Consider the following 12,475-nt stretch of genomic DNA (forward strand, 5'->3'; position numbering starts at 1 on the left):
CGGGAGAGGGGCTTAATTTCTATTGTGAGACACGCTTTAAAGCCAGTTCAATTAATCGTGGTGGAAAGTATTTTAATTTTCGATCTCCCCATCCTTCTTGATTATCTTTCCATTTTGCTAGTGCATCTATAATCTTTTCCTGTTCGGGTTCAACATGGTCATGAACAATAAGCCAATGGACTGTGGCTAGCAACTCGAGCCCAAGTGGGTTTTCAAAGCCCATAAATATCTTGTCAATTTTTTCAAGCGCAGCTTCGTAGTTATCTGGCAGAACAGTATTTTTCGCAACCTTTGCTGCAGGTAGTAAGGAAAATGTTTCAAATGCCTTTCGTGTTCCATCGCCAAAACCGTCAATCCAGATGCCCTCCATGTCGCCAAGAATATGTCCCATGTTACGAGCCCACGGACCATATTTCCAAGCTTTAAAGTCTAGGCGCAGATCAGCTCCGCAAGCGCATTGGAGCAAATAGCCAAGCTTGTGAGCTTCAACAAAGGTAATTTCAACAGAAGGGACAAGATTCATATATTTTTCAAAGCAACGAAGGAAAAGCGCTTTTGCATTTGTCATCTTTGTCCTAGTGCTGACGACAGGTGATGGATTTTTGCCCTTAAGAGGTGCAAAAACTATAATATCTGCTGCATCAAAGTCTGAAAATGTCATGTCTATTTCGCGCTTAACAATGTTCCAAGAGAGTCCACCAAGGCCGCAGCCCAACGGTGGAATGGCAACACTTGTTATTCCAAGGGACACTATTTCTTTTTTGAGAGCCTGTAAACCAGAAACAATATCTTCAATTTTGCTTTTATTTCGCCATGAGACTTTGGTGGGAAAATTGATGAGATATTTAAGACCTTCAAGGCCATTGTAGGGTACTATAAACATTTTGCCTATTTTGACTTCGTTGCGCTTGCAAGCAGCGGCATAAGCTAGAAAATTTTCAGGAAAGCGCCTTTTAAATTGAAGCGCTAACCCTTTGCCCATTATTCCTTCAGTATTGACCGTATTCACTAGAGCCATTGCGTCAGAAGCGAAGATGTCGCCATTTGTATATTTCAGCATGGCAATCTCCTCAAAAATACCAATCATTTTTTACTATTACGTCTTTGCGTTGTGATTCACACATCATATCATAAACTTTAACTTTTGCTGCTTCATTATAAACGGCGACACCTAAAAAGTCATCCCATGCTACTCGTTCGTAAACTAGGAATTCTGCCATCCTGCGTTCCATTCTGTCAGGATATGCATCTGTATTATTCCAATATTGTGTAGAAAATATTTCCCAAGATAACTCTTTTTCAAGGTCTTCAACTGTTTCAAAAAAACTGGTATCGTTTTTTGCTGCATTCATATTGCTACAACACCATTTATATTTAGGTATTAAGTCATGCGCATTTGCAACAAGATATATTGTTTCATCATTTTTAATGATATCATTTTTAAATTGTGTATACATCATTGGGGATCGAGGAGCAAAATAAAATGGGACATAATTCGCAACATATCCACCGAATGGGACAGACATTGTCTTTCGTCTGTTTTTTATTTCTACATTTCCTATATTTTTATATTTATCACAGTCAATACTAGCGTCGGCCCATAATCCTTCATTGAGGATAGCGGGGAAATTATCCACATGGGTGAAATGGAATATAAATACTTTTTTTGCGTTATACGCCATGTTCTCACTTCTCCCGCACGTCCGCCCAGGCCCAGATCACGCGGCCCACAATGGCCTTGTCCCAGTCGTCACAGAAGTCTTGCTTCAGGCTGTAAATCATAGGCGGCCATTTTGATCCGTTATCACTGTAATAGGTGACCTGGAAGTCATCTTTTCGTTCTGTGACACTGACGCGCTTGATCATGCCTGACCCGTCGTCAGGATCAAGCACCAACATCATATGGCCGGGTTTGGTCACGTCGCGATCATCGCGGTCAACAAGCACGATGTCGCCGGGGTTCAGCGTGGGCTGCATGGACGTGGACGTCGGCCCGATTTCCACGGCGATCAAATTTCTGCGGTGCCGGATAGCGGGAAGGTTCTTGTAGGCCAGGAACCAGCTCTTGACCTCATCCTCCGGCAAATAGCCCGGTCCGGCCCCCACCTCACCCACCATAGGGGCCGCAATATAGTCTTCGGCCACCGGTGGTGTGGCATATTGCCCAGCTGGAACCACCTTGGCGTTGACGAAGCAGACGTCGCGGGATGCTTCGGCGTCTGGTTTTGTAATGTTTATTTTTAACACATCCAAAAGAGGAGAAATCTCTGACATTCTAGGGGATTGTATTTTGTTGATCCACCTACTCAAATTTGCATTAGAGACGCCAGCAGCCTTCGCAAGCGCTGTTGCGCTCCCATACTGAGTTACGCCTTCTTTCAAGACCCGCAAAATTTTTTCCGAAAAAGTATCTTCTTTCATACCAACCATTTTACTTGAAAGTAAAAAAGCTGTCTAGTTACGTTTTTATTTTTATTGCTTGATTTTATTTTTCGTTTTCGTAAAATGGGCCGCATGGAAACACGTATCGCTATAGAACTCAGAGCTTTCTTGGCAAGGACCTCTTTTAGCCAATCTGAATTAGCTCGCGCGTCCGGCGTAAATCCAACCTACATCTCTCGGCTAAAAACTGGCGTGCAAAGAGACATTTTTTCAGCCTACGCCGACGCCCTCCGTGATGCCATGCACCACCTCATAACCAGCCCCGCTACTCAACCCGAACCGCCCGGCGGTGAAGAAGGCAGCCATACTTCGTAGCCTATTCGAGCCCTGCGCATGGGCCGCTGCCGGACTGTATGCCCTTAGCCTCCTGATGGCGCTGTGGTGGCTGCGGGAACAATGGCGGGAACGACGGAAGCACAAAAAACATCAATAAATAATAGGAGGCGTAACAATGAACACAGAGCGTGTTGAAAGTATCGTCACCGAGTATCACGGCAACAATAACGCTTCGCTCAAGGCTCTGCTTATTGATGCCTGCACCATCAGTGCCGGAAGTCCTTCCATCACCGTGGCCTCGCGCCTGGCCCTGCAATGGGCCAAAGGGCAGCCGGAAGCCTTCAGCGAACGCACGGGCAAACCGGACACGCGCGGGGCCTATGGCCTGCTGGGTCAGGAGATGATCGGTTGGGTGACGCCGTTGCAACACATCGGCAGCCGCAACGTGTGGTTCGTGGGCCTGCTGGACGAAAAGCGCGATGACTTCAACCGCCCCTACTACGAGCCGCAGATCGAAGGGAGCAAGACCGGCTTGGAACTGCCCGGCATTGTGGACGAGGTTGTCACCATGACCGAGCTGAAGCCGGAAGGCGAAAACGTACAGCCGTACCGCGCTGTTGTCTGCTCACGGCCCAATCCCCGGGGCTATCCGGCCGGGGACCGCGGCGGCAAACTTGAGCAGGTGGAAGCGCCGCATCCGGGGCGGCTCATGGCCAAGATACGCGACGGGCGGCGGCCCGCCGCAGCGGACTATACCTATAACATCCAGTAATGAGGAGAAGAGCCATGCATGATTTTAATACCGCGGACCGCCAGCAGAACGGTTTCGACCTCATCCCGTCGGGCACGGTGTTGCCCCTGGTCATGACCATCCGGCCCGGCGGCGCGGGCGAAGGCGGCTGGCTGTGCGACTCGCAGTCTTCCGACGCGCAGATGCTGGACTGCGAGTTCACTGTGGAGTCCGGCCCCTACGCTAAGCGCAAGGTCTGGCAGATGTTCACCCTGACCGGCGGCAAGCTGAACGAAAAGGGCGAGTCCATAGGGGGCAACATCAGCCGCGCCACGCTGCGGGCCATTCTGGAAAGCGCGCGGAATATCCAGCCCGACGACATGAGCGACGCGGCGCGCGCGGCCCGCTGCATCAACGGCTGGCAGGATTTCTGCGGGATTACGTTCTGGGCCCGACTGGGCGTGGAAAAGGACAAGACCGGCCAGTATTCCGACAAGAACAAGATCGCCTGCGTGCTGACGCCGGACATGAAGGACTACGGCAAAATGGGTGAAGCCCCGGCCGGAGGGCGGACGGGCGGATCGTCCAGCGCGGCAGCGGTTCCGGCCCCCGCCTGGGGCGCGGCCGCCCCGGCAGTATCCTCCGCCCCGGCTCCGGCCCCGGCGCAACCGGCGGTGCAGCCTTCGGAAGCGGCAGCCGTTGCCCGCGCCAGCGGGCTTACGGATGGCGACAGCGGAGCTAACGCGGCCCCGGGCCAGATGCCGCCCCCGCAGCCCGCCCAGGGAGCGCCCGTGCCCGCTTGGGCGCGCTAGCCGTTGCGACGAAGGAAGCTACGGATGGCGACAGCAGAGATGCGCTAGCCGTTGCGACGAAGGAAGCTACGGATGGCGACAGCAGAGATGCGCTAGCCGTTGCGACGAAGGAAGCTACGGATGGCGACAGCAGAGATGCGCTAGCCGTTGCGACGAGGGAAACTGCGGCTGGCGACAGCAGAGATGCGCTAGCCGTTGCGACGCAGGAAGCTGCGGCTGGCGACAGCAGAGATGCGCTAGCCGTTGCGACGCAGGAAGCTGCGGCTGGCGACAGCAGAGATCAGCTGGAATCTTCTCCTCCAACCCTGTAACCCCTGCCCGCCCATGAAGCGGGCAGGGCCACCCCGACACGGGCTTGAGCCCGCAAACTTCAAGGAGTTGTTATGAGCCAAAACGTTGAAAACCCGCAGACCCCGGCCAACGGCCTGTATGTGGGCGAAATCCGCCTGCTGCCCTTTCGGCATGACGAATTGCCCTTCGGCTGGCACTTCTGCAACGGCGAGCGCTTTCTGCTCACCTCGCCCCAGGGCGAAGTCCTGAGCGGCCTTTCCGAGAACTTCCGCGCCGACTGGGGCCTGGAGGAAGATCTGTGCAGCATCAGCCTGCCCAACCTGTTCCACGAGGACGGGCGCGGCTGCTTCTTGCGGCCCGTGGACGGCCTGACGCGGCAGGTGGGCGCGGTGGAAGGGGATGCCATCCGGAATATCACGGGCGAGCTTTCCGATGACTCGGCCTATGGTCCCCTGCTGGCCGTGAACGTCCCGGAAGATCCGAACAGTGCCATCTATGCGAAACAGAAAGGCAAGGGCGCTTCTCTCAACGGGTCCAACGGTTGCTGCAACCTCTACTTCGACGCCTCGCGCGTGGTGCCCACGGCCCCGGAAAACCGCCCCCTGAACCTGGGCATGACGCCTGCCATTTACCTGGGGGTGTAATCATGAACCACTACTTCACTGAAGACGGCCTGTATTCGCATTCCCTGCCCGAAGGTAAAGGGCGCATCCCTCGCAATGCCCGCCGCGCATCCCTGCCCGCCGATCCCTGGACCGGAGTCTGGCCCCGCTGGAACGGCAAGGTATGGGAAATGATTGAAGATCACCGCAAACGTGACGGCGCGCATGCGCAGGAGGGCACGCTGTACTGGCTGGCAGGCGATACGGCGGACACGCCGCCCCGGTATATGACCACGATCGGCCCTCTGCCCGAAGGCGCTCTGACCACCCGGCCTGAAGGCGAGCCCGAAAACGGCTAAGGCCGTCGGCCCCTTCCTTCCCCCTGACCTGCCGGGCGCAAGCCCGGCAGCCAACGGGCGAGGGATGCAACCTCTTTTCTTGCAAAGGACTACGCCGTGATTCTCCGCCCCTATCAACAAGCAATGGTCAAGCGCGCCGTGGACGCACTGGCCGCGCGCGGCAACACTCTGGCCGTGGGCAGCACCGGCTGCGGAAAGACCATTATCTTGTCCGCCGTGGCCGGAAAGATCGGCGGCAAGCAGTGTGTGCTCCAGCACCGGGACGAGCTGGCAGCCCAGAACCTGCGCAAGTTCCGCGCCGTGAACCCCAGTCGCTCCACAAGCCTGTACACCGCCGACGCCAAGAGCTGGCGCGGAGACACCACTTTCGCCATGACGCAGACCTTGACGCGGCATTTGTCCTCCATTCCCAAGCTGGACGCTCTGATCATCGACGAGGCGCACCACGCCGCCGCCGCCGGTTATCTCAAAATAGTGGAGGCCGTGAAGGACAAAAACCCGGACTGCAAAATTTTCGGCGTCACGGCCACGCCCGCGCGCGGCGACGGCAAGGGCCTGCGCGCCGTGTTCGACAACTGCTGCGACCAGATCAGTCTGCACAGCCTTGTGGCCATGGGCTTTCTGGTCAAGCCGCGTACCTTCGTCTGCACCTTGGGCGGCACGGACGAAAAGCTGGCCTCGCTGCGCAAGACCCGTTCCGGCGAGTACGACATGCACAAGGCCGCCGAGGTGCTGGACCTGGCCGTACACAACGAAGCCGTGGTGCGCGAATGGCGCAAGCTGGCAGGAGACCGCAAAACCATTGTTTTTTGCTCCACCGTGGAGCACGCCCGCCATGTGCTGGAAGCCTTTCTGGCCCAGGGGGCGCGCGCCGCGCTGGTCACCGGCGACATGCCCGCCGGTGAGCGCAAGGCCCTGCTGGAGCGTTTCGATAGAGTGGACGCGGCCAACGGCGTGCAAGTGCTGGTCAACGTGGCCGTGCTTACGGAAGGCTACGACAGCCAGCCGGTGAGCTGCGTGGTGCTGCTGCGGCCCTGCTCGCAGAAATCTACCATGCTCCAGATGATCGGCCGGGGCCTGCGTACTGTTGACCCGGCGATCTATCCCGGCGTGGTCAAGAAAGACTGCATCGTGCTGGATTTCGGGCGCTCCCTGGTCACGCACGGCGACATGGAAAGCAAGGTGCGCCTGGACGACAAGCCGAAAACCTGTCCCGAGTGCGGGGCGGAGATTCCTCGCGGAGTCATGGAATGCCCCATCTGCGGCCATGCCTTCAAAGCGCCGGCACGGGGCGCGGGCGGCGATCCTGACGGCGAGGACGGCCCTGAGGCCGTGAGTAACGTGTCCATGGAGGAAGTGGACCTGCTCAACGCCTCACCGTTCCGCTGGTGCGATATCTTCGGCTCCGGCAAGGTCATGCTGGCCAGTGGTTTTGAAGCCTGGAGCGCAGTGTGTTCGGCCGATGGGGATGCCTGGCTGGCCTTGGGCAGGCTCAAGGGAGAAGGCGGACTGCGGCGTCTGGCCGTGGGCGAACGCATCCCGGCTCTGGCCGCCGCGGACGATTTTTTGCGCCTGAACGAAAGCGACGACGCGGCCAAGAAAAATCGCCGCTGGCTCAACGACGCCTGCACGGACAAGCAATGGGGACATTTGCAGCGCCTGGGCTATGGACAGGGCAACATGCTTTCCTTCACCAAATACAGCGCGGCCTGCACGCTCAATTTTTTCTGGAACCGCGGACTCATTGAAAGGGAGCTTTTGCATGGTTGATCTGAAGATGCTGGGCCGGTCGCTGGCTGAATCCGGGCTTATGGGCAGGAGTTTCGCCGCCATGAGCGAAGCCGAGGTGCGCCAGGTGGCCCGCATGATTCTGGACCACAGCAAAAAACGCTGCATCCTTTGCGACCAGTGGGAGAAGGTTCCCGAAGCCCCGTGGTGGATAGGCAGGTGCCGCATCGGCGGGCATGGCATCAGCAGGGACAGCTTTTGCACGCTCATCACTGACGAACCGCCGTTTTAAGCGCTCATGGTGCTGCGGAGGCGGCTATCCAGCCGGGAGCGCAAGGCGCTCTATCAGAATTATCTGAAGACGGAGCACTGGCGGCAGCGGCGGGAGCTGGCCCTTGAGAGGGCCGGGCGGCGCTGCCGGGAGTGCGGCAAAGGCGGGCCGCTGGATGTGCACCATCTGACCTACGCGCGGTTGTTTCAGGAGAAGGACGAGGACTTGCTGGTGCTCTGCCGTGACTGTCACGGCAGACGGCATGGCTACAGAGGAGAAGAAGACATGCAAGATTTTACTATGCGCAATACCGGCGGTCGCGTGGCCTATCTGGTGGATACGGCCATGCTGCATGTGCAGGAGGCGGCCGACGCCGAACGGCTGGCCGCGCGCACACCGCGCATCGGGGCGTCCCGGCTGGGCGAATCCTGCCTGCGCAAGCTGCAATATGAATTTTTCAAGGCCCCCAGGGACAAGCCCTTTACAGGTAAGGCCCTGCGTATTTTTCACCGTGGGCATGAAGGGGAAAACTGGATGGCCCGATGGCTGCGCCAGGCCGGTTTTGATCTTTATACGCACAATGCCGATGGCCAGCAGAGATGCTTCCGCGCTCTGGACGGCAAAATTCTGGGCTACGCCGACGGCGTGCTGCGCGCCGGTCCGGAAGAGTGCGGGCCGTATCCGCGCCTTTGGGAAAACAAGGTTCTCGGTGCCAAGGGCTGGAACAAGGTAGAGCGCGACGGGCTCAAGAAGGCCTATCCCGTTTATTACGGACAAATGCAGCTCTATATGGCCTATTTTGAACTGACCGGCGCCCCCGCGTTGTTCACGGCGCTCAATGCCGACAACATGGAAATCTGCGCCTTGGACGTGCCCTTTGACGCCCCGGCGGCACAGGATCTTTCGGACAGGGCCGTCAACCTGGTCAGGGCCTGCGAAGCCGGGCAGTTGCTGCCGCGTTGCGCGCAGGATGAAACATGGTTTGAATGCAAATTTTGCGACTGGCATCAGCGCTGCTGGTCCGGTCAAGAAATCTGAAGCCGGAGCCGGCAATCATGAACGCCGTCTTCGCTTCAAGAGTTGTGACGAAGGAAACTACGCTTGAAGACAGCATGCGTAACGATACGGTTGCATCGGCGCAATCGCTGTCGCCATCCGTGCGTCAGCCGTTCGAGCGCGGTGAGTTACTGATGACGACAGCAATTGGTCACGCCAATGGGCAGCCGACAAAACTGCTGTCGCCATTCGTAAGGCTCGGAGACTCGCCGACGACTGGCGCAAGCCCTGCGGGCAACGGCTGGTGCGACTTCAACACGGCCGCGCGGCAGGATGCCCGGCCCGCTCGCAACCGGGCCCATGGCGTTGCGAATCCCGCCGCCGCGTTCCGTGAGTTCCTGCTGTCACATGGATTGCACCCCGATGACAGCGTCGTTCCCACCGGAAACCGAGTGCAACGGTGCCCTGTGGATGACGACAAACCCGGCCGGACGTCCGGCTGGTATGTGCTGTATGTGGACGGCCTGCCCGCCGGAGAGGCGGGCGACTGGAGAACCGGCGAAAGCTGGACGTGGTGCGCAAAAGAAAAAGACTCGCTCAGCCTTGAGGAGTTGAAAATCGCACAGGCGCACCTGGAGCGCTCCCGCAAGGCGCGGGAGCAGGAGCGCGCGCGGCTTGCCGCTGAGGCCGCCGCGCGGGCCGCTGACATCTGGGCCAAATCCAATGCGTGTGAGGCCCATCCTTACCTGAGCGCCAAGTGCAATGCGTCCTGTGGGCTCAGGCTGTCGGCCGGGAAACTGTTAGTACCGGTCATGGACATGGCGGGGACAATGCGTTCCCTGCAATTCATCGACGCCGGCGGGAACAAGAAGTTTCTCTTCGGCGGCGCCATCGCCGGATGCTTTCACCGCATTCCCGGCACAAACGACGTTGTGGCCGTGGCCGAGGGCTACGCTACGGCGGCGAGCATTCACATGGCCACGGGCTGGACCGTGCTGACGGCTTTCAATGCGGGCAATTTGCTGCCTGTGGCGCGGGCCTGGCGCCAGGTTCATCCCGAATGCCGTATGATCATCTGCGGTGATGATGACCGTTGGACAAAAGGCAATCCCGGGCGCGCCAAGGCCGAGGCCTGCGCCAGGGAAGTGGGGGCTGCAACGCTGTTTCCGTCCTTCGCGTCGGGCGCGGGCAGGCTCACGGACTGGAATGACCTGCACCAGCGTGAAGGGCTGGAGGAGGTGAAGCGGCAGTTGCTGGCGGGCGCGGGCCAGCGGAAGCGGGACATCCGGTCATGGGGCCTTGAGCGCTTTGCCGGGCAAGCTCCGGAGCGACGCTGGCTTGTGGAGAATATCATGCCCTGCGGCGCGGTTTTTGTGCTGGCCGCCATGGGCGACGCCGGCAAGGGCATGCTTACCCTGGATCTGGGGCTTAAGGTGGCGGGCAAGACGCCGCTGCGCAGGGGCAACGGTGGCGAGCGTGACTTTAACCCTGATCTGACCGCCTTTGGGAACCGCATTTTGCGGCAGGGGCCGGTGGCGGTCATTTCCGCCGAGGACAGCGCCGATGAGGTGCATCGTCGTCTCCAGAGTATCGGCGTGGGTCGGGCCCGGGAGATGTATGTGCTGCCGCTGCCCAACGCCGGGGGGCCGCTGCCGGTCATCGTGCCCGGCAAACACGGCCCGGAGCTGTCCGCCGACTGGCTGGAGCTGCGCGCCCAGCTTGTGGAACTGCGGCCTGCGCTTATCGTCATTGACCCGCTGGCCAGTTTCGTCATGGCGGATATCAATACCGATCCCGCCGTGGGAGCTTTCACCATGGGACATATGGCGCAACTGGCCCAGGAAACCGACGCGGCCGTGGTGCTGGTGCACCATCTGGCCAAGAGCAAGGCCAACGTGGTTACGCCGGAAGAGGCCCGCGCCCTGATCCGGGGCACCTCGGCCATCGTGGACAACGCCAGGGCGGCTTATGTGCTCTGGGGCGTAGAGGAAAAGGCGGGCAGGGCGGCCTGCTCCGCGCTGGGCGTGGAATGGGCGCGCAACAGCGTCATGAAGGGCTGTCTGGTCAAAAGCAATGGCCCAGGTGACCGGGAGATCAAGACTTGGATACGCAACAAAGCGGGACTGCTGGAGGTGCGCAACGAGCAGTTGCGCAGCGTCGCCAGGGAGCGCACGCCCGCGCTGCTGGACAGCCTTGCGGCGGCCTGCGCCGAAGCCGCGCAACGGGGACAGCCCTTTACCAAAACCGGGGCCAACGGCCTGTTTACGCGGCGGCAGGAGATGCCCGCGGAGTTGCGCGGCTTGAGCAAACATCTGCTTGACCAGTACGCGCAGCGGCTTCTGGAGGCTAAGCGGCTGGTGCTCTGCATCGCCAAGGGCAGCACCAGCAAGAAATGGTTGGACGTGCCGGACGGCGACTTCGCCCTGGGCCTGGGCCAGTTCGCTACAGGAGCGACGGAGGACAAGGAAAATGATTCGTAACACCGTTCCCGGCGTTCCCGGAAAAGTCTTCCCGGAAGATATCAGGAAAATTAGAGCGTTTTGATATTGAAAATATCTCAACGCTCTGTGCGGATTTTCACAGAAAATCCGCACCGCGAAAGTATCGCAAGGCGAATTTACTTCGCCGTTAAGCGATAATTTCAAGCGCAAAATGCTCTAAGATGTTAAAAATAATTCCCGGCCATTCCCGGAAAAACATTTCCGGAAATTTTGCGACATCCCCGAGGAAAAGTGCCATTCCCGGGAACGTTTCGGGAACGGCCGGGAACGCGGGAACGTTTTTATAACTTATTGAAATTAAAGAAAAAAATGCACACCCAACGACGGGGGGTAATATATAGGCTTTAGCCTATATATACCCCACCCCGGAGGAGGGTGTGCAGGGTGCGGGAACAAAGGAGCGGGAAAATGTGCGATTACGAATACTCCGTGGCCGTGCTGGCGGACAATCCCGGCATGTACGGGCGGCAGTGGTGGGAACAAGAACAGCGGGCCGAGGAAAAAGGTCTGCCGGGAAAGGGAAAAGCGGAATCCGTGGAGGAGGTGCGGCATGACGGCGAATAACAACGCGCGGCCTGTGGTGGTGAGCTATACGCCCAAGATTCTGCGGAACATGACCGAGATCTGCGAGGAGATGGGCGTGGGGCCGAAGACGGTCAAAAAGTGGGTGGAACAAGGTGCCCCCATCGCCGTGGGGGGCGAAGGGGGCAATTCGCGCTACAGTGCGGAGGCGGTCAGGCTTCAGGCCTGGAGGACTGGGCCGTGCGAAACCTGAGCGTGGCGCTACACGGGCAGGATTTCCAGGCGAATGGGCTGGCCCACGGCCTTGGCATACCGGGCGATGGTTTTCAGCGAGATATTCTTGCCGGATTCTATGCGGGCGATGGTGGACTGGGTAACCCCCATCTTACCGGCGACATCGGCCTGAGTCAGGCGGGCGTTGGCACGCGCCTGAATGAGTGCGCTGGCAATGGAAAATTCCTGATCCAAAGCATCGTAGGCAGCCCTGAACTCTTCATTGCGCATCAGTTCGGGCAGTTCGTCGAGAACACGCTTGCGCATATCAATCGACCTCCTTCGCCCTTCTGAGGGCCAATTTGATTTCTTCCTGTGGTGTCTGCTGCGTTTTTTTGACGAATGAACGGGCAATGACCACACGTTTGCCAGTGGCGGTTACATAAATGCTCCGAGCAATGCCGTCCCTGCCGCGTCCACGTATTTCCCATAATTTCTCCTGTAGGTGCCTGACATAGGGCATCCCTACACGCTCCAAGCCGTATGCTTCGATTATTTCAACGATTTTGAGCATAGAAGCCAGCATGTCGGGAGGCAAAGCGAGAAATTCATTTCGCACAGTCTCGTTGAGGTATTCTACCGTCCAGTTCATGATGAAAATATCGCATATATGCGATGAAGTAGCAATGTCTAAAATGTTGTCAACCCCTCCCACGCTATGCCCACGCCCCT

The 12,475-nt window shown here is 58.2% G+C and carries 15 protein-coding genes; 10 read left to right on the plus strand and 5 right to left on the minus strand.

Annotation, left to right across the window (positions count from 1 at the left end):
- Positions 1-19: 19 nt before the first annotated feature.
- Genes darG through HMPREF0326_RS13995 form a run of 3 tightly spaced genes read right to left on the minus strand, consistent with a single transcriptional unit; the run spans position 20 to position 2,421 of the window.
- On the minus strand, positions 20-1,060 hold the full coding sequence (darG, locus tag HMPREF0326_RS13990; protein ID WP_008685611.1) for a type II toxin-antitoxin system antitoxin DNA ADP-ribosyl glycohydrolase DarG: 1,041 nt from the start codon (positions 1,058-1,060) through the stop codon (positions 20-22).
- Between the two features lie 10 nt (positions 1,061-1,070).
- On the minus strand, positions 1,071-1,682 hold the full coding sequence (gene darT / locus HMPREF0326_RS16410; RefSeq protein ID WP_020990664.1) for a type II toxin-antitoxin system toxin DNA ADP-ribosyl transferase DarT: 612 nt from the start codon (positions 1,680-1,682) through the stop codon (positions 1,071-1,073).
- Positions 1,683-1,686: 4 nt separating this feature from the next.
- Positions 1,687-2,421 (minus strand): LexA family transcriptional regulator, encoded by a 735-nt coding sequence (locus HMPREF0326_RS13995; RefSeq protein WP_147568342.1) that lies wholly within the window; start codon positions 2,419-2,421, stop codon positions 1,687-1,689.
- Positions 2,422-2,893: 472 nt separating this feature from the next.
- Here HMPREF0326_RS13995 and HMPREF0326_RS14000 point away from each other — a divergent pair, with 472 nt between their 5' ends.
- The 10 genes from HMPREF0326_RS14000 (at position 2,894) to HMPREF0326_RS14050 (ending at position 11,783) form a co-directional block, all read left to right on the plus strand.
- Positions 2,894-3,490 carry an AAA family ATPase gene (locus HMPREF0326_RS14000; protein ID WP_008685607.1) on the plus strand — a complete coding sequence of 199 codons (597 nt, stop codon included), beginning with the start codon at positions 2,894-2,896 and terminating at the stop codon, positions 3,488-3,490.
- Between the two features lie 14 nt (positions 3,491-3,504).
- A complete protein-coding gene (locus HMPREF0326_RS14005; protein ID WP_020990666.1) occupies positions 3,505-4,260 on the plus strand; it encodes a hypothetical protein in 756 nt (251 codons plus the stop codon).
- Between the two features lie 383 nt (positions 4,261-4,643).
- Complete coding sequence (locus HMPREF0326_RS14015) at positions 4,644-5,195, plus strand: hypothetical protein (protein ID WP_008685603.1); 552 nt, start codon at positions 4,644-4,646, stop codon at positions 5,193-5,195.
- Positions 5,196-5,197: 2 nt separating this feature from the next.
- A complete protein-coding gene (locus tag HMPREF0326_RS14020) occupies positions 5,198-5,512 on the plus strand; it encodes a hypothetical protein (protein ID WP_008685601.1) in 315 nt (104 codons plus the stop codon).
- A 96-nt stretch (positions 5,513-5,608) separates the two neighbouring features.
- Positions 5,609-7,282, plus strand: coding sequence for a DEAD/DEAH box helicase (locus HMPREF0326_RS14025; protein ID WP_008685599.1), 1,674 nt, complete (start codon positions 5,609-5,611; stop codon positions 7,280-7,282).
- Positions 7,275-7,532, plus strand: a complete 258-nt coding sequence (locus tag HMPREF0326_RS14030; RefSeq protein ID WP_008685597.1) for a hypothetical protein — start codon at positions 7,275-7,277, stop codon at positions 7,530-7,532. The genes HMPREF0326_RS14025 and HMPREF0326_RS14030 overlap by 8 nt, the downstream gene beginning before the upstream one ends.
- A gap of 6 nt (positions 7,533-7,538) precedes the next feature.
- Positions 7,539-8,549, plus strand: coding sequence for an HNH endonuclease (locus tag HMPREF0326_RS14035; protein ID WP_020990667.1), 1,011 nt, complete (start codon positions 7,539-7,541; stop codon positions 8,547-8,549).
- Between the two features lie 425 nt (positions 8,550-8,974).
- Positions 8,975-10,987 carry an AAA family ATPase gene (locus HMPREF0326_RS14040; protein ID WP_232224956.1) on the plus strand — a complete coding sequence of 671 codons (2,013 nt, stop codon included), beginning with the start codon at positions 8,975-8,977 and terminating at the stop codon, positions 10,985-10,987.
- A gap of 429 nt (positions 10,988-11,416) precedes the next feature.
- Positions 11,417-11,572, plus strand: coding sequence for a hypothetical protein (locus HMPREF0326_RS17260; protein ID WP_020990669.1), 156 nt, complete (start codon positions 11,417-11,419; stop codon positions 11,570-11,572).
- Positions 11,559-11,783 carry a MerR family transcriptional regulator gene (locus tag HMPREF0326_RS14050; RefSeq protein ID WP_008685589.1) on the plus strand — a complete coding sequence of 75 codons (225 nt, stop codon included), beginning with the start codon at positions 11,559-11,561 and terminating at the stop codon, positions 11,781-11,783. The genes HMPREF0326_RS17260 and HMPREF0326_RS14050 overlap by 14 nt, the downstream gene beginning before the upstream one ends.
- An 8-nt stretch (positions 11,784-11,791) precedes the next feature.
- Here HMPREF0326_RS14050 and HMPREF0326_RS14055 read toward each other — a convergent pair whose 3' ends face one another.
- Both HMPREF0326_RS14055 and HMPREF0326_RS14060 read right to left on the minus strand, forming a co-directional pair.
- Positions 11,792-12,070 carry a helix-turn-helix transcriptional regulator gene (locus tag HMPREF0326_RS14055; protein WP_009302139.1) on the minus strand — a complete coding sequence of 93 codons (279 nt, stop codon included), beginning with the start codon at positions 12,068-12,070 and terminating at the stop codon, positions 11,792-11,794.
- Between the two features lies 1 nt (position 12,071).
- Complete coding sequence (locus HMPREF0326_RS14060; RefSeq protein WP_008685585.1) at positions 12,072-12,395, minus strand: type II toxin-antitoxin system RelE/ParE family toxin; 324 nt, start codon at positions 12,393-12,395, stop codon at positions 12,072-12,074.
- Between the last annotated feature and the right edge of the window lie 80 nt (positions 12,396-12,475).

This window comes from Desulfovibrio sp. 3_1_syn3 (assembly GCF_000145315.2).
GTDB classification, from domain to species: Bacteria; Desulfobacterota; Desulfovibrionia; order Desulfovibrionales; family Desulfovibrionaceae; genus Desulfovibrio; species Desulfovibrio fairfieldensis.

Excerpts from the sequence above, each read along its gene's own strand:
- HMPREF0326_RS14015 (WP_008685603.1), top strand. The coding sequence starts at position 4,644 with ATGAGCCAAAACGTTGAAAACCCGCAGACCCCGGCCAACGGCCTGTAT.
- HMPREF0326_RS13995 (WP_147568342.1), bottom strand. The coding sequence starts at position 2,421 with ATGAAAGAAGATACTTTTTCGGAAAAAATTTTGCGGGTCTTGAAAGAA.
- HMPREF0326_RS14035 (WP_020990667.1), top strand. The coding sequence starts at position 7,539 with ATGGTGCTGCGGAGGCGGCTATCCAGCCGGGAGCGCAAGGCGCTCTAT.
- HMPREF0326_RS17260 (WP_020990669.1), top strand. The coding sequence starts at position 11,417 with ATGTGCGATTACGAATACTCCGTGGCCGTGCTGGCGGACAATCCCGGC.
- HMPREF0326_RS14020 (WP_008685601.1), top strand. The coding sequence starts at position 5,198 with ATGAACCACTACTTCACTGAAGACGGCCTGTATTCGCATTCCCTGCCC.
- HMPREF0326_RS14000 (WP_008685607.1), top strand. The coding sequence starts at position 2,894 with ATGAACACAGAGCGTGTTGAAAGTATCGTCACCGAGTATCACGGCAAC.
- HMPREF0326_RS14055 (WP_009302139.1), bottom strand. The coding sequence starts at position 12,070 with ATGCGCAAGCGTGTTCTCGACGAACTGCCCGAACTGATGCGCAATGAA.
- darG (WP_008685611.1), bottom strand. The coding sequence starts at position 1,060 with ATGCTGAAATATACAAATGGCGACATCTTCGCTTCTGACGCAATGGCT.
- darT (WP_020990664.1), bottom strand. The coding sequence starts at position 1,682 with ATGGCGTATAACGCAAAAAAAGTATTTATATTCCATTTCACCCATGTG.
- HMPREF0326_RS14060 (WP_008685585.1), bottom strand. The coding sequence starts at position 12,395 with ATGAACTGGACGGTAGAATACCTCAACGAGACTGTGCGAAATGAATTT.
- HMPREF0326_RS14005 (WP_020990666.1), top strand. The coding sequence starts at position 3,505 with ATGCATGATTTTAATACCGCGGACCGCCAGCAGAACGGTTTCGACCTC.
- HMPREF0326_RS14030 (WP_008685597.1), top strand. The coding sequence starts at position 7,275 with ATGGTTGATCTGAAGATGCTGGGCCGGTCGCTGGCTGAATCCGGGCTT.
- HMPREF0326_RS14050 (WP_008685589.1), top strand. The coding sequence starts at position 11,559 with ATGACGGCGAATAACAACGCGCGGCCTGTGGTGGTGAGCTATACGCCC.